Origin of the sequence: Martinezella miluonensis, assembly GCF_900094545.1 — a bacterium.
Lineage (GTDB): Bacteria > Pseudomonadota > Alphaproteobacteria > Rhizobiales > Rhizobiaceae > Rhizobium > Rhizobium miluonense.
In genome coordinates, this window is record NZ_FMAH01000014.1 from 58,165 (window position 1) to 77,778 (window position 19,614).

At 61.8% G+C, this 19,614-nt stretch carries 17 protein-coding genes; 12 read left to right on the top strand and 5 right to left on the bottom strand.

All coding sequences use genetic code 11. The annotated features are described in order from the left end of the window. Positions 1 to 4: 4 nt before the first annotated feature. Positions 5 to 1,615: an AMP-binding protein gene (locus GA0061102_RS13890; protein WP_092848609.1), complete on the bottom strand. Its 1,611-nt coding sequence runs from the start codon at positions 1,613 to 1,615 to the stop codon at positions 5 to 7. 300 nt (positions 1,616 to 1,915) lie between these two features. On the opposite strand from GA0061102_RS13890, the gene GA0061102_RS13895 reads away from it, so the two are divergent. The 8 genes from GA0061102_RS13895 (at position 1,916) to GA0061102_RS13930 (ending at position 11,159) form a co-directional block, all read left to right on the top strand. Next, positions 1,916 to 4,234, top strand: a complete 2,319-nt coding sequence (locus GA0061102_RS13895; protein WP_092848620.1) for a bifunctional salicylyl-CoA 5-hydroxylase/oxidoreductase — start codon at positions 1,916 to 1,918, stop codon at positions 4,232 to 4,234. Positions 4,235 to 4,241: 7 nt separating this feature from the next. Further along, complete coding sequence (locus tag GA0061102_RS13900) at positions 4,242 to 5,021, top strand: SDR family NAD(P)-dependent oxidoreductase (protein WP_092848623.1); 780 nt, start codon at positions 4,242 to 4,244, stop codon at positions 5,019 to 5,021. Positions 5,022 to 5,026: 5 nt separating this feature from the next. Beyond that, on the top strand, positions 5,027 to 5,878 hold the full coding sequence (locus tag GA0061102_RS13905) for an enoyl-CoA hydratase family protein (RefSeq protein ID WP_092848634.1): 852 nt from the start codon (positions 5,027 to 5,029) through the stop codon (positions 5,876 to 5,878). Positions 5,879 to 5,882: 4 nt separating this feature from the next. After that, positions 5,883 to 7,061: an acyl-CoA dehydrogenase family protein gene (locus tag GA0061102_RS13910; protein ID WP_092848646.1), complete on the top strand. Its 1,179-nt coding sequence runs from the start codon at positions 5,883 to 5,885 to the stop codon at positions 7,059 to 7,061. Between the two features lie 113 nt (positions 7,062 to 7,174). Then, positions 7,175 to 8,356 carry an acyl-CoA dehydrogenase gene (locus tag GA0061102_RS13915; RefSeq protein WP_092848654.1) on the top strand — a complete coding sequence of 394 codons (1,182 nt, stop codon included), beginning with the start codon at positions 7,175 to 7,177 and terminating at the stop codon, positions 8,354 to 8,356. Positions 8,357 to 8,364: 8 nt separating this feature from the next. Further along, the gene (locus GA0061102_RS13920; RefSeq protein ID WP_092848657.1) at positions 8,365 to 8,796 is read left to right on the top strand and encodes an acyl-CoA thioesterase; all 432 of its coding nucleotides are present in this window, start codon (positions 8,365 to 8,367) and stop codon (positions 8,794 to 8,796) included. Continuing rightward, a complete protein-coding gene (locus GA0061102_RS13925) occupies positions 8,774 to 9,169 on the top strand; it encodes a RidA family protein (protein ID WP_092848660.1) in 396 nt (131 codons plus the stop codon). Before GA0061102_RS13920 ends, GA0061102_RS13925 begins: the two co-directional genes overlap by 23 nt. A 22-nt stretch (positions 9,170 to 9,191) precedes the next feature. Next, complete coding sequence (locus GA0061102_RS13930; RefSeq protein ID WP_092848663.1) at positions 9,192 to 11,159, top strand: 3-hydroxyacyl-CoA dehydrogenase NAD-binding domain-containing protein; 1,968 nt, start codon at positions 9,192 to 9,194, stop codon at positions 11,157 to 11,159. Positions 11,160 to 11,174: 15 nt separating this feature from the next. Here the strand turns inward: GA0061102_RS13930 and GA0061102_RS13935 are convergent, their stop codons facing one another. From GA0061102_RS13935 to GA0061102_RS13945, 3 genes are all read right to left on the bottom strand, one after another. Next, positions 11,175 to 12,386: an adenylate/guanylate cyclase domain-containing protein gene (locus GA0061102_RS13935; protein ID WP_092848668.1), complete on the bottom strand. Its 1,212-nt coding sequence runs from the start codon at positions 12,384 to 12,386 to the stop codon at positions 11,175 to 11,177. Positions 12,387 to 12,542: 156 nt separating this feature from the next. Continuing rightward, a complete protein-coding gene (locus GA0061102_RS13940) occupies positions 12,543 to 13,445 on the bottom strand; it encodes an SDR family oxidoreductase (RefSeq protein ID WP_092848670.1) in 903 nt (300 codons plus the stop codon). Between the two features lie 85 nt (positions 13,446 to 13,530). Then, positions 13,531 to 14,271 carry an SDR family oxidoreductase gene (locus GA0061102_RS13945; RefSeq protein ID WP_092848672.1) on the bottom strand — a complete coding sequence of 247 codons (741 nt, stop codon included), beginning with the start codon at positions 14,269 to 14,271 and terminating at the stop codon, positions 13,531 to 13,533. Positions 14,272 to 14,392: 121 nt separating this feature from the next. Here GA0061102_RS13945 and GA0061102_RS13950 point away from each other — a divergent pair, with 121 nt between their 5' ends. The 3 genes from GA0061102_RS13950 to GA0061102_RS13960 all read left to right on the top strand — a co-directional run bounded on the left by GA0061102_RS13950 (position 14,393) and on the right by GA0061102_RS13960 (position 17,342). After that, entirely contained in the window at positions 14,393 to 15,304 is a 912-nt protein-coding gene (locus GA0061102_RS13950; RefSeq protein ID WP_092848679.1) for a LysR family transcriptional regulator, read from the top strand. Between the two features lie 137 nt (positions 15,305 to 15,441). Further along, positions 15,442 to 16,788, top strand: a complete 1,347-nt coding sequence (locus GA0061102_RS13955; RefSeq protein ID WP_092848888.1) for an LLM class flavin-dependent oxidoreductase — start codon at positions 15,442 to 15,444, stop codon at positions 16,786 to 16,788. Positions 16,789 to 16,799: 11 nt separating this feature from the next. Next, entirely contained in the window at positions 16,800 to 17,342 is a 543-nt protein-coding gene (locus GA0061102_RS13960) for a carboxymuconolactone decarboxylase family protein (protein WP_092848687.1), read from the top strand. Positions 17,343 to 17,566: 224 nt separating this feature from the next. Here GA0061102_RS13960 and GA0061102_RS13965 read toward each other — a convergent pair whose 3' ends face one another. Beyond that, positions 17,567 to 17,995, bottom strand: a complete 429-nt coding sequence (locus tag GA0061102_RS13965; RefSeq protein ID WP_092848697.1) for an OsmC family protein — start codon at positions 17,993 to 17,995, stop codon at positions 17,567 to 17,569. Positions 17,996 to 18,146: 151 nt separating this feature from the next. Between GA0061102_RS13965 and GA0061102_RS13970 the strand changes: the two genes are divergently transcribed. Continuing rightward, entirely contained in the window at positions 18,147 to 19,412 is a 1,266-nt protein-coding gene (locus tag GA0061102_RS13970; protein WP_092848703.1) for a glycerate kinase type-2 family protein, read from the top strand. The last annotated feature ends 202 nt before the right edge of the window (positions 19,413 to 19,614 follow it).

Here is a 19,614-nt window from a genome sequence, read left to right on the forward strand (position 1 = left end):
TCCGCTATTTGAGGCGGAAACGCTGTATCTTGCCCGATTCCGTCTTCGGCAAAGCCTCGACGAAGATGATGGAGCGCGGATATTTGTAGGGCGCGATCACGGCTTTGACGTGATCCTGCAGCGCCTTGACCAACAGCTCCGAGCCGGAAACGCCCGGCGCCAGCACCACGTGGGCCTGAACGATATGGCCCCGCTCTTCATCCGGCTTGCCGACGACGGCGCATTCCAGCACGTCGGCATGCGAGAGAAGCGCAGCTTCCACTTCCGGCCCGGCAATATTGTAACCGGCGGAAAGGATGATGTCGTCGGAGCGTGCGGCGAAATGAAAATAGCCTTCTGCATCCTGAATGAAGCTGTCGCCCGTCAGGTTCCAGCCGTCACGCACATAATCGGCCTGCCTGTGGTCTGCGAGATAACGGCAGCCGATCGGCCCGCGAACGACAAGCTTGCCGATCGTGCCGCGCGGAACCTCGTTCATCTCGTCATCGACGACGCGGGCCTCATAGCCCGTCAGCGGCTTGCCAGTGCTCTTCGGCTTGGCATCGGAGAGCCGGTTGGAGATAAAGATATGCAGCATCTCGGTCGAGCCGATGCCGTCGAGGATCGGCTTGCCGGTCTTGCGCGTCCACTCCTCGAATATCGGGCCGGGCAGCGTCTCGCCGGCGGAAACCGCAATGCGCAGGGACGAAAGATCCGCCCCCTCCTCCATCGCCGCCAGCATGGCGCGATAGGCCGTCGGCGCGGTGAAGCTGATCGTCGCGCCGTATTCCTGGATGATCTCGACCATGTTCTTCGGCGACGCATTTTCAAGCAGGGCCGTCGATGCGCCGAAGCGCAGGGGGAAGATAACCAGGCCGCCGAGGCCGAAGGTGAAGGCGATCGGCGGCGAGCCGATGAAGACATCATCGGGCGTCACCTGCAGCACTTCCTTGGCATAGGCATCGGCGATGATCAGGATATCACGATGGAAATGCATGGTGGCCTTGGGCACGCCCGTCGAGCCCGATGTGAAGCCGAGCAGCGCTACGTCATCCCGGCCGGTTTTGACCGCTTCGAAACGAACGGGCTTGTTGAGCGCGACGCGATCGAGTTCGGCATCGTGGTTGGCGGTGCCGTCGAAGCCGATGACCTGCTTGAGGAAGCGGCTGTCCTTGGCTGCCGTGACAAGCTCCTCCAGCAGCCGTGTATCGCAGAGCGCGAAGGAGATTTCCGCCTTGTCGATGACCTTGGAAAGTTCGCCTGCCCGCAGCATTGGCATGGTATTGACCGCCACGGCACCGGCCTTCGTCACTGCCAGCCAGCAAGCAATCATCGCCGGATTATTACCGGAGCGGATGAGAACGCGATTGCCGGGTTTAACGCCGAAGTCTTCGACAAGCGCATGGGCAATACGGTTGGTCCAGTCCGCCAGCTCCTTATAGGTGCGGCGACGGCCATTCCCGATCAGGGCCACATGGTCGCCGAAGCCCTTCTCGACCATTCGGTCGCTGAGCTCGAAGCCGGCATTCAGCCATTCCGGATAATCGAAACCATCCATCAACAGCTCGGGCCATTCACCCAAAGGCGGCAGATTGTCTCGTGTGAATGTATCGATGTGACCGGTCGGTCCCAGCATTGCCTCGCTCCCACATGCTTCTCGATCAATCGCCATCATCGCCGCCTCCCCAGGGCGGTATGTGTGACGTCGCTAAAAAGATCGCACCGCCGAATGAAATGTTCAAGCAAGAAATTTTAAGCCTAAAATATTTTTGCCTATCATTTGATTTAAAAGGACTTTTCGAAATTTTCGCGGTATCGTGCAAACGCTCGGCCCCAAGATTCCGGAACGAAATCTCTTGACGAATGCCAGCAGCGAGATATTTTAAACTTAAATGATTTTTCGGAACCAACCTCGGTTTCACAGGAGGGAAAAGCGATGCGCATCGTCTGTATCGGCGGCGGCCCCGCAGGGCTCTACTTCTCGCTTCTGATGAAGAAGCTCCATCCCGAGCATTCGATCCGCGTCGTCGAGCGCAACCGCCCTTATGATACCTTCGGCTGGGGCGTCGTCTTCTCCGATGCCACCATGGTTTCGATGCGCGAATGGGATCCGGAAAGTGCTGCCGAAATCGAGGACGCGTTCAACCATTGGGACGATATCGAAGTCCTATTCAAGGGCACGCGCCAGCGCACATCGGGCCACGGCTTCGTCGGCATCGGCCGCAAGAAGCTTTTGAATATCCTGCAGAAGCGTTGCGAAGAGCTCGACGTCGAGCTGATCTTCGAAACGGACGTCAATTCCGATCTCGATTACCCCGACGCAGATCTGGTCATCGGGTCGGACGGCCTCAATTCCAGGGTCCGCAATCATTATCCGGAAATTTTCCAGCCTGATATGATCACCCGGCCGAACCGCTATATCTGGCTCGGCACGAACAAGCTTTTCGACGCCTTCACCTTCGATTTCCGCCGCACCGACCACGGCTGGTTCCAGTCGCATATCTACAAGTTCGACGACAAGACCTCGACCTTCATTGTCGAGACGACGGAAGAAGCCTATCTGGCCCACGGCCTCGACAAGATGGACCAGGACGGCTCCATCGCCTTCTGCGAAAACCTGTTTTCCGAAGTGCTCGACGGCGCTTCGTTGATGACCAATGCCCACCATATCCGTGGCTCGGCCTGGCTGAACTTCAACCGCCTGATCTGCGGCAAGTGGAGCCATTTCAACGGCAATTCCCATGTCGTGCTGATGGGCGATGCCGCTCACACCGCGCATTTCGCCATCGGTTCCGGCACCAAGCTTGCCATCGATGACGCCATCGAGCTAACCCGCCAGTTCCAGATCCACGGGCACGAGAAAGACAAGATTCCGGCCGTTCTGGAGACCTACGAGGAAATCCGCCGCGTCGACGTCGCCCGCATCCAGAATGCCGCCCGCAATGCGATGGAATGGTTCGAAGTCGTCGGCCGCCGCTATGCCGACACGCTCGAGCCGCCGCAGTTCATGTATTCGATGCTGACGCGCTCGCAGCGCATCAGCCACGAAAATCTAAGGCTCCGCGACAAGACCTGGCTTGAAGGCTATGAGCGCTGGTTTGCCGAGAAATCCGGCCTCACCGTCGGCAACGATCGGTGCCTGCCACCGATGTTCACACCCTACCGGCTGCGCGATGTCCAGCTCGTCAACCGCATCGTCATGTCGCCGATGGCGATGTATTCGGCTCAGGATGGCGTGATGAATGATTTCCACATCATCCATCTCGGCTCGCGCGCTCTTGGCGGCGCCGGACTGATCTTCGCGGAGATGACCTGCGTGACCCCGGACGCGCGCATCACCCCTGGCTGCCTCGGCCTCTGGAACGAGGAGCAGGCTGCGCAGTGGAGGCGGCTCGTCGACTTCGTTCATGCGAGCAGCGCCGCCAAGGTTGGTATCCAGATCGGCCATGCCGGACGCAAGGGTGCGACGAAACTCGCCTGGGAAGGGATCGACCAGCCGCTTATCGAAGGCGACTGGCCGCTGATCTCGGCATCATCAGTCCCCTACCTCAAACACAGCCAGGTGCCGAAGGCCATGGATCGCGCCGACATGGACCGCGTCAATGCCGATTTCATCCGCTCGACCAAGCTAGCAATCGAGACAGGTGCCGACTGGCTGGAATTGCACTGCGCCCACGGCTATCTGCTGTCGAGCTTCCTGTCGCCGCTGACCAATCTGCGCGACGACGAGTATGGCGGCAGCCACGAAAACCGCGCCCGGTATCCTCTTGAGGTCTTCAAGGCGATACGGGCGATCTGGCCGGCAGACAAGCCGATCTCGATCCGCCTCTCCTGCCATGACTGGACCGATGGCGGTAACACGCCGGAAGATGCCGCGATCTTCGCCGCCATGTTCAAGGAAGCCGGCGCCGACCTGATCGATTGCTCTTCGGGCCAGGTCTCCAAGCAGGAAAAGCCAGTTTACGGCCGCCTGTTCCAGACGCCTTTCTCCGACAAGATCCGCAACGAAATCGGCATTCCCACGATCGCCGTCGGTGCGATCTCGGAGGCCGACCACGCCAATTCGATTATTGCCGCCGGGCGAGCCGATCTCTGCGCCGTCGCCCGCCCGCATCTGGCGGATCCAGCCTGGGCGCTGCATGAAGCCGCCAAGATTGGGCTGACTTCTATTCCCTGGCCGAAGCAATATCTCTCGGGCAAGATCCAGTACGAAACCAACCTCGCCCGCGCGGCCACCGCCGCACCGGCGAAATGAGGATGAAATGACGACTTCGGGCAAACTCGCTGGCCGTCACGCCCTCGTCACCGGCGCCGGCAGCGGCATCGGTGCCGCGATCGCCAGGGCGCTCGTCGTCGAAGGAGCGCATGTCAGCCTGGCCGGCCGCCGCAAAGAGCCGCTTGAAGCGGTTGCCGCCGAAATCGGTGCGCATGCGTTCGTGGTCGATGGTTTCGATGTCACGAGCCCCGACGCCGTAGCCCGGGGCCTCGCTAACGCGCGCGAAAAATTCGGCCCGGTCGATATCCTCGTCAACAATGCTGGCGAAGCGCCGAGTGCTCCCTTCGAGAAGACAAGCCTGGAAGCCTGGAACCATGTCCTCTCGGTCGACCTGACGGGCGTTTTCGTGGTGACGCAGGCAGCCCTTCCCGACCTGAAAGCTCGTGGTCCCGGCGCGCGCATCATCAATATCGCCTCGACAGCCGGCTTGAAGGGATACGGCTACGTCTCGGCTTACGTCGCCGCCAAGCACGGCGTCGTCGGCCTGACCCGCTCGTTGGCGCTCGAACTTGCCAAGACCGGCATCACGGTCAATGCCGTCTGCCCAGGCTTTACCGATACGCCGATCATCCAGCGGTCGATCGAGACGATCGTCGCCAAGACCGGGCGCACGCCCGAACAGGCGCTTGGCGAGTTCACGAAATCCAATCCGCAGGGACGGCTGATCAAGCCGGAAGAGGTTGCCGACACCGTGCTATGGCTGGCATCGCCTGCAGCGGCATCGATCAATGGACAGGCAATTGCGGTTGCCGGTGGGGAGATTTAAGGGCGATGAGCGATCGGGACATGACGATGAAGGGACACCTGAAGCCCTTCAAGGATTACAGGCCGCAGCATTTCCTCTGGGATGTCAGCGAAGACGGACGCGTCGCAACCATCCGCCTGAACCGCCCGGAACGTAAGAATCCGCTGACCTTCGACAGCTATGCCGAGCTGCGCGATCTCTTCCGCGATCTCGCCTATGCATCCGATATCCGCGCCATCGTGCTGACAGGCGCCGGCGGCAATTTCTCCTCCGGCGGCGACGTCTTCGAGATCATCGAACCGCTGACCCGCATGGCGATGCCCGAGCTCCTGGCTTTCACGCGCATGACCGGCGATCTCGTCAAGGCGATGCGCAAATGCCCGCAGCCCATCATCACGGCGGTCGACGGCATCTGCGCCGGTGCCGGCGCCATCCTTGCCATGGCCTCCGATCTGAGGCTCGCGACGCCCGAAGCCAAGACGGCATTCCTCTTTACCCGCGTCGGCCTTGCCGGTGCCGATATGGGCGCATGCGGTATCCTGCCCCGCATCATCGGCCAGGGCCGCGCCGCAGAACTTCTCTATACCGGCCGCTCGATGACGGCGGCGGAAGGACACGCGTGGGGCTTCTACAACGGCCTGCACAACAATGCCGATCTGGAAAGCGAAGCGGTCAAACTCGCTCGTTCGCTGGCAGATGGCCCCTGGTTCGCCCACGGCATGACCAAGACCATGCTGAATCAGGAATGGGCGATGGGTATCGAGGAAATGATCGAATCCGAAGCGCAGGCGCAGGCGATCTGCATGGCGACGCAGGATTTCCGCCGCGCCTTCGAAGCCTTCGCGGCCAAGCGCCGGCCGGAATTCCAGGGGGATTGAGCTGATGTCCACGGCACGCAGCCTCCCCGGCCCGACACGCGATCACCTGGATTGGCCCTTCTTCGAGGAGCGTCATCACCGCTACACCGCGGAGCTCGACGCCTTCGGCAAATCCGCCGCCATGGCCTCGATCGACCATGCCGATGTCGATGGTGCTTGCCGCAAGCTGGTCAAGTCGCTCGGCGACGCCGGGCTTCTGGCCGCTGCGACGGGCACATCCCATGACGATCCCCTGATCGATTCCCGTATGGTCTGCCTCGCTCGCGAAACGCTGGCCTGGCATGACGGCCTAGCCGATTTCGCCTTTGCCATGCAGGGGCTCGGCACCGGGGCCATCGGCCTTTCCGGTTCGCCGGCATTGCGCACCGCTGTGTTGCCCAAGGTACGCTCCGGCGACTGGCTTGCCGCCTTTGCGCTTTCCGAAAAAGACGCTGGCTCCGACGTGGCTGCCATGAGCTGCGCCGCCCGTCTCGAAGGCGATCACTATGTTCTCGACGGCGAGAAGACCTGGATTTCGAACGGCGGCATTGCCGACGTCTACACCGTGTTCGCACGCACGGGCGAAGCACCGGGGACCCGCGGCATCTCCGCATTCGTCATCTTTGCCGATGACCCCGGCTTCTCGATCGCCGAACGCATCGAGGTGATCGCGCCGCATCCCTTGGCAACGATCCGCTTCGAGAATTGCCGCATTCCCGCGTCGCGCCGCCTCGGCGCACCGGGCGAAGGCTTCAAGATCGCCATGCGCACACTCGACATCTTCCGCGCCTCGGTCGCAGCAGCAAGCCTTGGCTTTGCCCGCCGCGCGCTGGATGAATCGCTCGCCCACGTTCGCGCACGCCCCATGTTCGGCGCCACGCTCGGCGACCTTCAACTGACGCAAGCTGCCCTCGGCGACATGGCGACCGGCATCGACGCGGCAGCATTGCTGACCTATCGCGCCGCCTGGCGTCGCGACGTGCAGCGCCTACCGACAACGCGTGAAGCGGCCATGGCCAAGATGACGGCGACAGAAACCGCGCAGAGCGTCATCGACCGCGCCGTCCAGCTCTTTGGCGGGCGCGGCGTGAGGTCGGGCGAGATAACGGAAAGACTTTATCGGGAGATCCGCGCGCTTCGCATCTATGAAGGTGCGACGGAAGTTCAAAAACTCATCGTTGCGCGCGAACTTCTGAAGACCTAGAGCAGTTCCAGGAGAATTGCATAGCAATTTTCCATCCGGAATTGCGTGAACAAGGAAATTGAGCGGTTCAGGGCTTACGAAAACGCCGAACCGCACCAATGGGAGATAAGAGCATGAGCCGCGAGATTTTCGACTGGGCCGACCCGTTCCGGCTTACGGAGCAGCTGAACGACGACGAACGTATGGTGCTTGAAACAGCGCATTCCTATGCGCAGGAGAAGCTTAGCCCCCGCGTCCTCGAAGCCTTCCGCAATGAAAAGACCGATCCGGCGATCTTCCGCGAAATGGGCGAACTCGGCCTGCTCGGCCCGACGATTGCGCCGGAGTACGGCGGCGCCGGCCTCAGCTATGTCGCCTATGGCTTGATTGCCCGCGAAGTCGAACGCGTCGACAGCGGCTATCGCTCGATGATGAGCGTTCAGTCCTCGCTCGTCATGGTGCCGATCGATGCTTTCGGCTCGGAAGCGCAGAAGCAGAAGTATCTGCCGAAGCTCGCAACCGGCGAGTGGATCGGCTGCTTTGGTCTCACGGAGCCGAACCATGGCTCCGACCCGGGCTCGATGGTCACACGCGCAAAGAAGGTCGACGGCGGCTACAGCCTGACGGGCGCCAAGACCTGGATCTCCAATGCGCCGATCGCCAATGTCTTCGTCGTCTGGGCCAAGACCGAAGATGGCCTCATCCGCGGCTTCATCCTCGAAAAGGGCTGGAAGGGTCTGTCGGCACCGGCTATCCACGGCAAGGTGGGTCTGCGCGCCTCTATCACCGGCGAAGTCGTGATGGAGAATGTCTTCGTACCCGAGGAAAATTTCCTGCCGAACGTTTCCGGCCTCAAGGGTCCCTTCACCTGCCTCAACTCGGCGCGCTTCGGCATTGCCTGGGGTGCGCTCGGTGCGGCCGAGGATTGCTATGCCAAGGCGCGGCAATATGTGCTCGACCGCAAGCAGTTCGGCCGGCCGCTCGCCGCCAACCAGCTCATCCAGAAGAAGCTCGCCGACATGGTGACCGAAATTACGCTCGGCCTGCAGGGCTGCCTGCGTCTCGGCCGCATGAAGGAAGAGGGACATCCGCCGGTCGAGCTGACCTCCATCCTCAAGCGCAACAGCTGCGGCAAGGCGCTGGATATCGCCCGCGCCGCCCGCGACATGCTGGGCGGCAACGGCATTTCGGACGAATTCGGCATCGCACGCCATCTCGTCAACCTCGAAGTGGTCAACACCTATGAGGGCACGCACGATATCCACGCCCTCATTCTCGGCCGCGCCATCACCGGCATCGCCGCCTTTTCGAACTGAGGCCCGCCTTGGCGTTTAAAACCACCAGACCCCTGCGTTTCGGAGATTGCGACCCCTCTGGGATCGCATATTTCCCCTCCTATCTGAACATCCTCGTGGGGGTGCTGGAAGACTACTTTGCCTCGCTCGGCTTCCCCTGGAGGCGATTGATCGATGACCGCCGTATCGGTGTGCCCACCGTGCGGCTCGATCTGACCTTCATGAAGCCGGGCCTGCAGGGCGACGATCTCGAATTCGTGCTTGTCGTCCGCGGTATCGGCCGCTCCTCGCTCGATCTGGAACATCAGGTCTCGGCGAACGGCCATGTGCTGTGGACGGCCAAACACCGCGTCGTCGCCACCTCGCTCGATAACAATCAATCGCACGCATGGCCGGATGATATCCGCGCCGCGCTGACCTCTCATCTGGAGAAGACCGATGCACACCATCCTGCAACCTGAAGGCTGGGCCAAGCCGATCGGCTATGCCAATGGCATGGCGGCAACAGGCCGTATGGTGTTTGTCGGTGGCCAGGTCGGCTGGAATGCCGCCTGCGAATTCGAAAGCGACGATTTCGTCGAGCAGGTGCGCCAGACGTTGAAGAACGTCGTCGCCATCCTCGCCGAGGGCGGTGCCGAACCGAAGCACATCACCTCCATGACCTGGTATTTCACCGACAAGGCTGAATATCTCAGCAACCTCAAGGGCATCGGCCAGGCCTATCGCGAAACCATCGGCCGCCATTTCCCAGCCATGGCCGCCGTGCAAGTCGTCGCTCTCGTTGAGGATCGCGCCAAGATCGAGATCCAGGCAACCGCGATCATCCCCGAATAATATCGCACAGGCGGTCAGGATCATGTCGGCATTGCGCTTTTCGGACACCATCTCGGCGGCGCTCGCCGATGGCGTCCTCGTCGTCACCATAGACAACGCGCCCGTCAACGCGCTCTCAGCCGATGTGAGAGCCGGCCTGATGGCCGCGCTCAACCATGCAGAGAAAGACGGCGCGGTTGCGGGCGTCGTCCTCACCGGCGCAGGCAGTACCTTCATCGGCGGCGCCGACATCAAGGAATTTGGCAAGCCGCCGGTCGAGCCGCTGCTGCCCGATGTCATCTCACGCCTCGAAGCCTTTGCAAAACCCATTGCCGCAGCAATCAATGGCGCGGCGCTCGGCGGCGGCCTGGAAGTAGCTCTTGCCTGCCACCGCCGCCACGCTGCTCCATCAGCCAAGCTCGGACTGCCGGAAGTCAAACTCGGCATCGTTCCCGGCGCCGGCGGCACGCAACGCCTGCCCCGCCTGACCGGCATCGCCGCCGCCATCGACCTCATCGCCAGCGGGCGCATGATCCCTGCCGCTGAAGCCCTCAAGCTCGGCATTGTCGATAGCCTATCCAGCGGTGCTCCGGTCACGGATGCCGTTGCGGACATCAAGGCAACCGACATCTCCGCCCTTCGCCGCACCGGCCTGCTACCCGTCCCTTCGGAAGCAGCAGACACCATCGACAAAGCGGCAGCCGATGCATTGCGCAAGGCGCGCGGTCAACGCGCCCCGTCCGAAGCCGTCCGCCTCGTCCACCTGACAGCAACCTCCTCTCTCTCAGAGGGACTGGCGGAAGAACGCCGCACCTTCGTCGAGCTGCGTGACAGCGAAGAGGCAGCCGCCTTGCGTCATGTTTTCTTCGCGGAACGGTCCGCCGGCAAGGTCGAGGGGCTGGAGGCAGTCGCTCCACGCAAGATCGAAACGGTCGGCATCGTCGGCACGGGCCTGATGGGCTCGGGCATTGCCGTCTCGGCCCTCAACGGTGGCTACCGCATCATCGGCGTCGAGCAGAACGCTGAAGCGGCGGAGAAAGGCCGCGAACGTATCATCGGCCTGCTCGACAAGGCAGTGCAATCCGGCCGCCTCGATGCGGCTGGCCGTGAGGACCGCGTTGACCGGTTGGCGGTAACGGCCGACATGCAGCAGCTGACGCAGGCCGACATCGTCATCGAAGCCGTCTTCGACGATCTCACCGTTAAGACGGACCTGTTCCAGCGCCTCGATACGATCGTCCGGGCCGAGACAATTCTCGCGACCAATACGAGCTATCTCGACCCGGACGTTATCGCCGCCGCCACAGCATGGCCAGAGCGCGTCGTCGGGCTGCATTTCTTCTCGCCGGCGCATATCATGCGACTGCTTGAAGTGGTGAACTGCAAGCAGACGGCACCCGACGTGCTGGCATCAGCCCTTGCCCTGGCAAAGCGGCTGGGTAAACTGCCCATCGTCTCCGGCGTCACCGAAGGCTTCATCGGCAACAGCATCTTTTCCGCCTACCGCCGCGAAGCCGAATACATGCTCGAGGATGGCGCCTCGCCGCAGGAAATCGACGCAGCTCTGGAAGCCTTTGGCTTTCCGATGGGCCCGTTTGCCGTCTTCGACATGGCAGGCCTGGAAATTGCCTGGGCACGCCGCAAGCGGCAGGCCGCGACACGCGATCCTTCGGAACGCTATGTCGTCATCCCTGACCGGCTCTGCGAAGCCGGACGCTTCGGCCAGAAGACCGGGCGCGGCTGGTACGCCTATCCCGACGGCAAGAAGACGATCGATCCCGACGTAGCGGCCATGATCGACGCCGCCCGCGCCGAAAAAGGCATCGTGCCGAAAAAGTTCACCGCAGAAGAGATCGTCGCCCGGCTGCTTAAGGCCATGACCGACGAAGGCAACGCCCTGCTTTCGCGGGGAATCGCCGCCCGCGCCAGCGACATCGATCTCGTGATGATCAACGGATACGGGTTCCCGTCGAGCAAGGGCGGGCCGATGTTCGCCGCCGGCCGCCGCTAAACCGGTTCCGAATAGTCAGGCGGCCGAAGATAGCAGCGTGAATAGTTCCTGCGGCCGGTTGACGCCACGCAGCGCATAACGGCCGACGGAGACAAGATCGTTGCCCCGATTGGTCGACAGCGCCTCGACGAAATTCGACGACATCAGAATGTTGCGATCGGCCGAACGGCACATCGAGGCGATACGGCTGACCTCGTTGACGGCCGGCCCGATGACTGTGAAGTCCAGCCGGTCCATACTGCCGATATTGCCGTAGAAGACATCGCCGATATGCAGGCCGAGATAGACCTCCGTTACAGGCCTTCCTTCGATCTGCCGCTGCGAGTTGAGGTCGCGCAGTCGCTGGCGCAGCAGCGATTCCGCCATCAGCGCGGCAGCACAGGCATCTGCGGAATTCCTGGCCTTGAAAATCGCCAGCGTGCCGTCCCCGATCAGCTTCAGCACATTGCCGCCCGCCTCGTGGATCGAGGAGATGACCGCATCGGCATAGGCATTCAGCATCGGGATGATTTCGTCCGGCTCGGCGGTATCCGAGATGCGCGTGTAATTCGCGAGATCGGAGAACCAGAGCGCCGCCGAAATCCGCTCCGTCTTACCGCGGGTGATCTTGCCTTCAAGGACATGCCGCGCGGCATCCTCGCCGAGATAGACCTCGGCAATGGTGCGGGCGATGCGGCTCATGCCGGTGCACTTGACTGCGAGCGCAAGCGCCGGCGTCAGCTTGCGCAGCACGCGCAAATCCTCTTCCGGAAAACCCACTTCGGCTGCTGTAGCAAAGTTGGAATAGAAGCAGTCCATTTCGCCGATCGTGCCGCCTTCTTCGAAGCGGTGCACCATAGCGATGTAATCGGTATGACCATCGGCCAATAGCGTATCAAGCCCGAAGAAATCGGCAGGCTCGCCAAAACCGATGCGCCGGCGCACCTCGTCCCCGCCCGTCGCCAACAAGTGATAAAAGGCGGAACGCTGCCAATTCTCGGAGGCGATCCCCTGATGCGACGGGCCATATTCGAATTCGCGCTCGATCACCTGGTTGCCATCCCAGCGGAAGGCGCGGCCTTCATATACTGGATGCAACGTATCCATCAGCGCCATGGCCCGATCGAGGTTGAGGCCATGCTGACGGCACTGCTCGCAAAAGCCAGAGAGGATATCGACTTCCGTCATACCCTTGAGACCAGCCTGCATGAGCCAGCTGGCAATTTCGCCGATGTCCTTCGCGTCCATGGATATCTCCCGACCCTCTGAAGGATTCGCTTTAGTACGAAAATCCAAGGCTTGGAATGCCGTACTGCACAAAATAGTTTCGACGAACGTAAGTCATCGCCGCTCCTGTGGCACAGAAGCGGCGATTTGACAGGCTGGAAGGGCGGCGGCGAAGCCTTAGCCCCGGATATGAGGCTTCAGCAGATCTTCCAGACCGATGCGCCGGAAGAGCTCTGCGCGCACCCGATCAGCAACACCATTGACGATTTCCGCACCATCCTCAGAGGGATCTATGTGGGTACGGAAGGGCCGCGTTCCAAACGGCATATCGACGACATCGACGATTGCAGTCGCCACCGAAGCAGCATCGGCGTCCGCGGGCTCCAGCGAAGCAAGCCCCTTCAACGCCTGATCGGGAACGCCGGCATAGGGGCCATTGTCATATTCGGCGGCACGGGCTTTGTCTGCCGGCGAACCGGAATGGGCAAAATGATTGGTGCCTTTGGTGAAGGCGCCGGGCACGATAATGGCGGTCTCGATACCCCAGCGAGTTAGCTCCGAAGCGTAGGAGACGGCAAGCGAATCCATCGCCGCCTTGGCTGCAAAATAGGGAGAAAGATAGGGCGGCGTGCCACCGCGGGTGCTGGACGAGGATACCCAGACGACGAGCCCTTTCCCCTCTTTACGCATGTGCGGCAGCATGGCGCGATTGACGCGCTGGGTGCTGAGCACGTTGATGTCGTAAAGCTCCGCAAACTGCTTGGGCGTGAAAGCCTCAGCCGGACCGAAAGACATGTGGCCGGCATTGTGGATGATGGTGTCGATGTGGCCCTGCTCGGCGATGACAGCCGCAATGCCGGCTTCGACGGAGGCATCCGAAGCGACATCAAGTTCGACGCTTCTGAGATCGACGCCATTCTCCTTGGCAAATGCTTCAGCGGCAGCGACCTGCGCCGCATTGCGCCCTTGGGTTTCGCGGATGCCGGCATAGACCGTGTGGCCTGCCTTCGCGAGAGCCCGCGCCGTTAGAGCGCCGAAGCCGCTCGATGCGCCAGTGATAACGATGACTTGCTTGCTCATGGTCCTGTTCCTTTACTGGATTGGCTGTCGTTGACGATTGATGGGGGAAGATCGGCGGCGGGCATTATCCTGCCGCCTGGTTGGCTCAGATCATGCCGCCATTGGCGCGCAGCGTCTGGCCGTTGACCCAGCCGCCGTCCAGGCCGACGAGGAAGGAAACGGCAGCGGCAATGTCCTGCGGCGTACCCAAGCGCTCCAGCGGGTTCATCTTGGCCATGCGGTCGATGAGTTCATCGCTCTTGCCGTTGAGGAAGAGGTCCGTCGCCGTCGGGCCGGGAGCGACGGCATTGACGGTGATCGACCGGCCGCGCAGTTCCTTCGCCATGATGCCGGTCAGCAGCTCGACGCCGGCCTTCGTCGCGGCATAGACGCCGTAGGTTTCCAGCTTGAGGCCAACGATACTGGTCGAGAAGTTGACGATACGGCCGCCGTCGCGCAGGCGCTTGCCGGCTTCACGCAGCGTATTGAACGTACCCTTGAGGTTGATGGCGATATGGCGGTCGAAATGCGCATCGTCAGCATCGGCGATCTTGGCGAGCTGCATAATGCCGGCATTGTTGATCAGAACATCGACACCGCCGAAGGCAGCCTCGGCTGCATCGAACATGCGGCGCACGGCCTCGACATCGGAAACATCGGCTTTCGCGGTCAGCGCCTTGCCGCCCTTTTCTTCGATCTTGCGAGCGAGTTCCTCGGCGGCGGCCTCGCTGCCGGAATAGTTGACGACGACGGTGAAGCCATCCTCGGCCAAACGCTCCGCAATGGCGGCGCCGATACCCCTGGATGCGCCGGTGACGATCGCTACCTTGTTGGAATTATTGCTCATTTTCCTCATCCTTCATTGTTTTGCGCTGTAGCGCGTTTCGATGAGGAGAAAATGCCTCTTTTCAGAAGGCGGATAATCAGCCATTAATTGGCATCACTATCCGAAATTAGCGAACAGATAGATGGACAGATTCGATGCCATGCGGGTGTTTTGTCGGGTCGTGGAACGGCGCAGCTTCACGCTTGCCGCCGAAGACACCGGCCTGCCCCGCTCGACGGTGACGGACGCAATCAAGCAGGTCGAGGCACGCCTCGGCGTGCGCCTGCTACAGCGGACGACCCGGCACGTGAGCCCGACCCTCGACGGCGAGGCCTATTACCAGCGCTGCCTGCGCATCCTCTCCGACATCGAGGATGCGGAAGGCGCCTTTGCCGGCGCCAAGCCGAAGGGCGTGCTGCGTGTCGACGTGCACGGAACGCTTGCCCGGCACTTCGTCCTACCGAACCTGCCCTCCTTCCTCGAAACCTATCCCGATATCGAATTGCAGATCACCGAGGGCGACCGGTTCGTCGATCTGATCCGCGAGGGGATCGACTGCGTGCTGCGCGTCGGCACGCTGCAGGATAGCGACATGATCGGTCGTCGCGTCGCGATGCTGGAAGAAGTGACGCTAGCGGCACCCGCCTATGTCGAACGGTTCGGCATGCCCTCCCATCCGGATAGGCTTGACGGCCACCGCATGATCGGCTTCCGCTCCTCCGCAACGGGCGGCCTGCTGCCGCTGGAATTCCAAATCGACGGCGCGGTCCGCGAGATCACCCTGCCGGCGACCATCTCCGTCAATGCGGCAGAGAGCTACTTCGCCGCGGCCAAGCTCGGCCTCGGCCTGATTCAGGTTCCGCGCTACCACGCCGAGGAAGCGTTACGATCTGGCGAGCTGCTGCATGTCCTTCAGGACTATCCACCGACACAAACGCCTGTTTCGATGCTCTATCCGCGCAGCCGGCAGCTTTCGCCGCGCGTGCGCGTCTTCATAGACTGGCTGGTCAAGGTTTTCGCCGGACAGAACGGCGTCGAAACCGAGGCCGGATGAATATTCCGCGAAAGCGATCAAATAAATGAAATCGGCTCTTTGAATGCGCGAGGAGCACGCCTACGTCGTAGGGCATCATTCCGCTCGCGATGCCGTTTCGACGTCGTGACAGCCTGACGATTTTCGAGAGGGAGCCGATGACCGAACAGAAGCAATTGAAGCTCGGGGCCTTCATGCGTCCCGTCAGCCTGCACACCGGTGCCTGGCGTTACCCCGGCGCCTATCCGGACGCCAACTTCAATTTCCAGCACATCAAGAGCTTCGCACAGGAGCTGGAAAAGGCGAAATTCGACGCCTTCTTCATGGCTGACCATTTGGCGGTCCTCAACATGCCGATCGAGGCCCTGAAGCGCAGCCAGACGGTTACCTCTTTCGAGCCTTTCACCCTGCTTTCGGCGCTGGCAGCCGTCACCGACCGGATCGGCCTCGTCGCCACCGCCTCCACCACATTCGACCTACCCTATCACATCGCCCGCCGTTTCGCCTCGCTTGATCACATCAGCGGCGGCCGCGCCGGCTGGAATATCGTGACGACATCCAATCCCGATGCGGCGCTTAACTTCGGCATGGAAGAGCATATGGAACATGGTGAGCGCTATCATCGCGCCCGCGAATTCTACGATGTCGTCACCGGCCTCTGGGACAGCTTCGCCGATGACGCCTTCATCCGCGATCCAGAAAGCGGCATCTTCTTCGATCCAGAGCGGATGCATGTGCTTGGGCACAAGGGCGAGGAGCTTAGCGTTCGCGGCCCGCTCAACATCGCCCGCCCGCCGCAGGGCTGGCCCGTCATCGTGCAGGCCGGGCAATCCGACGCCGGCCGGCAGCTTGCTGCCGAAACGGCGGAGGCGGTCTTTGCCGCTCCCCGCAATCTTGCCGACGGCAAGGCGATCTTTGCCGACATCAAGGGACGCATGAGGGCGATTGGCCGCAATCCGGACCATCTGAAGATCCTGCCCGCCGCCTTCATCGTCGTCGGCGACACGATCCAGGAGGCAAAGGCCAAGCGCGCGAAGCTCGATAGCCTCGTCCATTACGACAGCGCCATCGCATCCCTCTCGATTGCCCTTGGGCACGATGCCTCCAAATTCGATCCGGACGGCCCGCTGCCGGAGATTCCGGAGACCAATGCCAGCAAGAGCGGCCGCGAACGCGTCATCGCCCTTGCCGAAGCCGAAAAACTCACCGTGCGCCAGCTTGCCCAGCGCCTCGGCGGCTATGCCGGCCTCGCCTTCGTCGGCACGCCGCAAAGCATCTCCGACGAAATGGAGCAATGGTTGCACGAGGAAGGCTCGGACGGTTTCAACGTCGTCTTCCCATTCCTTCCGCAGGGCCTGCTTGACGTAACGACCCGTGTTGTTCCAGAGCTTCAACGTCGCGGCATCTTCCGCCACGACTACGAAGGCACGACACTGCGCGAGCACCTCGGCTTGCCGCGCCCGGAAAACCGCTTCTTCAAGGCAACGGCTGCAGCTGCGCAGTAAGAGAGAATGACATGAGCCATATCACGCCGATCGACTACGAAACCGCTTCGGAGGCCGTGCGCGCCGAGCACGATCGCGAGGTACAGCTGCGCGGCCGCATGACGAACATGAAGCGCACTCTGCTGCATTCGCCGGTGGCGCATCGCATCTATGCGGAATGGTTTCCCTTGCGCGAAGAGCTGCGCCCGGCGCTGGACGATCGCGCCGTCTGGCTGCTTTGCCATGCCATCGCGCTGGAATGCCGTTCGATCATCCCCGTCGGCTTTTTCCGGCGCGCGCTGATCAATGCCGGCCTGACGCCGGAGACAATCGTGCCGACCGAGGATGAGGCACTGCTGATCGAGTTCGGCAAGACCATCGTCAGGGATTCGAACGCCATTCCTGAAGACGTCTGGGCACGGCTGAAGGCGCGCTACGACGAACCGACCCTTGCTAATCTCGTGGCTTTCGCGGGGATCATGATCGCGACGGCAATCTACAATAACGCGGTGAAGATCGATATCGATCCGGAGCTTGGGCCTTATCTTGAAGGGGTTGAGTTTCCGGCGAAATAGCGAAAGGCCCCTCACCCCAGCCCTCTCCCCGTTTTGACGGGGAGAGGGAGCGATCTCGCCTAGACCTCTTCTGACCGCGCGCAGAAGGAGGAAGAATGCGCACCCTCGCCAACTCAGCGCTGAAAGAGGGAACGGTGATGGCGCCGCTATCCCCTTCTCCCCGTCAAAACGGGGAGAAGGTGCCCGACAGGGCGGATGAGGGGCTCTCGCCACCTACTCCAAAGTTACCCCGAAATCGTCGTTGAAAACTGCGGATTGCCCCGGATCGTGTTGCTCACGGTGCAGATCTCATCTTCGGCGGCATGGGCAATCGCGTTGCGGACCTCGTCGCTAAAATCGCCCTTGATGGTGAAGGCGATGTTGAACTTCTCGACGCGGGAAAGGCCTTCGGTCGCCTTTTCGCCTGTTACGACGGCGGTGACTTCGGTGAGCCTGTCGAGCACGCCGAGGCTGCTGGCCGCCATGCGGGCGCTCAGAACGAGGCAAGCGGACAGCGACGAATAGAGCAGATCGAGCGGGTTGAAACCGGGCTGCGACGGCGAGGTGACGATGTCGATCTCGCCGCCGGTCACGGACGTCACATGCGGAAAACCGGTACGGCCGACCGTAGCGGTGGCGCCCGTCTGCCTCGTCTTCACTTTCAGTTCGGCCATTTCGAAAATCCTTGAAATAAAAGCGTGAAACCCTTTTCCTCTACATAGGGATTCATCGTGCCGGACACAATTGCAGTTCCAACCCCTTGCGTCTTCGAACCAGTTAAGCCACCAAGTGGTTACACGCTCATCGCAAGACAGGCAGCTAGACATGACCGTTTCCGATCCTCGCGCCTTCCTGACCTCGCTGTTTGATGCAGCCGTTCGCGCCGCCGATCCGCTGACCGGTATCCGCGCCAATCTGCCAGCAAAGCCGAAGGGCCGGACGATCGTCATCGGCGCCGGCAAGGGCTCCGCCCAGATGGCGGCCGCGCTGGAGCAATGCTGGGATGGCCCGCTGGAAGGTCTGGTGGTGACGCGTTACGGTTTCTCCGCCCCCTGCCGCCAGATCGAGATCATCGAAGCCGCCCATCCCGTACCCGACGAGGCCGGCCTCGTCGCCTCCCGCCGACTTCTGAAGCTCGTTGAGGGCTTGACGGAGGACGATCTGGTGATCGCCCTGATATCAGGCGGCGGCTCGGCCCTGCTGCCCTCGCCGGCCGGCACGCTGAGCCTCGACGACGAGATCGCCGTCAACAAGGCGCTGCTCGCATCCGGCGCACCGATTTCGACGATGAATGTCATTCGCAAGCATCTGTCGACCATCAAGGGAGGCCGGCTCGCAGCCGCGGCCTATCCGGCTAGGCTCGTCTCTCTCGTCGTCTCGGACATCCCCGGCGACGATCCGGCGCTGGTGGCATCCGGCCCGACCGTGCCCGGCGCGGGCACGCGCACTGAGGCGCTCGACCTCATCCGCCTCTACCGCATAGAGCTGCCGCCGGCCGTTCTCGCCCATATCGAGAAAGCCGAAGCGGATGCGCCGCGCCCGAACGACCCGCGCTTTGCTGGCAATGAAGTGCATCTCATCGCATCTGCCGGCGTCTCGCTGGAGGCTGCTGCCGAAGTGGCTCGCGCTACGGGTATCGAAGTGGCCATACTCTCCGACGCCATCGAGGGCGAGGCTCGCGAAGCCGCCCATGTCCATGCCGCAATCGCCCGCGAGGTGCTGCATCGCAATCGCCCCTTCACCAAGCCCGTCTTGCTGCTCTCCAGCGGCGAAACGACGGTGACCCTGAAAGGCAAAGGCAAGGGTGGCCGAAACTCGGAGTTCCTGTTGTCGCTGGCAATCGATATCGACGGCCACACCGGCATTCACGCCATGGCTGCCGACACGGACGGCATCGACGGCAGCGAAGACAATGCCGGCGCCTTTGCCGATGCCGGCACCGTGGCGCGATTGCGCAAGGCTGGACTGGTTCCCGCCGAGCTGCTGGCAAACAACGATGCCTGGACGGCTTTCAATGCGATCGGCGATCTATTCGTGCCCGGCCCGACGGGAACGAACGTCAACGACTTCCGCGCTATCCTGATTGTGTAGGCTCGCGTAGCAGGCTGGCGTCGCTGCAATCGTCGCAGCGCCAATAGGCAGCAGCCATCGATGACCATCGGAAGAAGTGCCGCCTGCAATGGCCGCACTCGATTTCAACGACATGCGTCTTTTCAGAAACGACGAGTGGCTTGACCTGCGTCTTGCGCTCGCTTTTCCACCGTTCAAGCCTCGTCACGGTCATCAACACCCC

What these genes read in the sequence shown, in the direction of transcription:
- GA0061102_RS13890 (WP_092848609.1), bottom strand. Translation starts at nt 1,615, where the DNA reads ATGCTGGGACCGACCGGTCACATCGATACATTCACACGAGACAATCTG.
- GA0061102_RS13895 (WP_092848620.1), top strand. Translation starts at nt 1,916, where the DNA reads ATGCGCATCGTCTGTATCGGCGGCGGCCCCGCAGGGCTCTACTTCTCG.
- GA0061102_RS13900 (WP_092848623.1), top strand. Translation starts at nt 4,242, where the DNA reads ATGACGACTTCGGGCAAACTCGCTGGCCGTCACGCCCTCGTCACCGGC.
- GA0061102_RS13905 (WP_092848634.1), top strand. Translation starts at nt 5,027, where the DNA reads ATGAGCGATCGGGACATGACGATGAAGGGACACCTGAAGCCCTTCAAG.
- GA0061102_RS13910 (WP_092848646.1), top strand. Translation starts at nt 5,883, where the DNA reads ATGTCCACGGCACGCAGCCTCCCCGGCCCGACACGCGATCACCTGGAT.
- GA0061102_RS13915 (WP_092848654.1), top strand. Translation starts at nt 7,175, where the DNA reads ATGAGCCGCGAGATTTTCGACTGGGCCGACCCGTTCCGGCTTACGGAG.
- GA0061102_RS13925 (WP_092848660.1), top strand. Translation starts at nt 8,774, where the DNA reads ATGCACACCATCCTGCAACCTGAAGGCTGGGCCAAGCCGATCGGCTAT.
- GA0061102_RS13930 (WP_092848663.1), top strand. Translation starts at nt 9,192, where the DNA reads ATGTCGGCATTGCGCTTTTCGGACACCATCTCGGCGGCGCTCGCCGAT.
- GA0061102_RS13935 (WP_092848668.1), bottom strand. Translation starts at nt 12,386, where the DNA reads ATGGACGCGAAGGACATCGGCGAAATTGCCAGCTGGCTCATGCAGGCT.
- GA0061102_RS13940 (WP_092848670.1), bottom strand. Translation starts at nt 13,445, where the DNA reads ATGAGCAAGCAAGTCATCGTTATCACTGGCGCATCGAGCGGCTTCGGC.
- GA0061102_RS13945 (WP_092848672.1), bottom strand. Translation starts at nt 14,271, where the DNA reads ATGAGCAATAATTCCAACAAGGTAGCGATCGTCACCGGCGCATCCAGG.
- GA0061102_RS13950 (WP_092848679.1), top strand. Translation starts at nt 14,393, where the DNA reads ATGGACAGATTCGATGCCATGCGGGTGTTTTGTCGGGTCGTGGAACGG.
- GA0061102_RS13955 (WP_092848888.1), top strand. Translation starts at nt 15,442, where the DNA reads ATGACCGAACAGAAGCAATTGAAGCTCGGGGCCTTCATGCGTCCCGTC.
- GA0061102_RS13960 (WP_092848687.1), top strand. Translation starts at nt 16,800, where the DNA reads ATGAGCCATATCACGCCGATCGACTACGAAACCGCTTCGGAGGCCGTG.
- GA0061102_RS13965 (WP_092848697.1), bottom strand. Translation starts at nt 17,995, where the DNA reads ATGGCCGAACTGAAAGTGAAGACGAGGCAGACGGGCGCCACCGCTACG.
- GA0061102_RS13970 (WP_092848703.1), top strand. Translation starts at nt 18,147, where the DNA reads ATGACCGTTTCCGATCCTCGCGCCTTCCTGACCTCGCTGTTTGATGCA.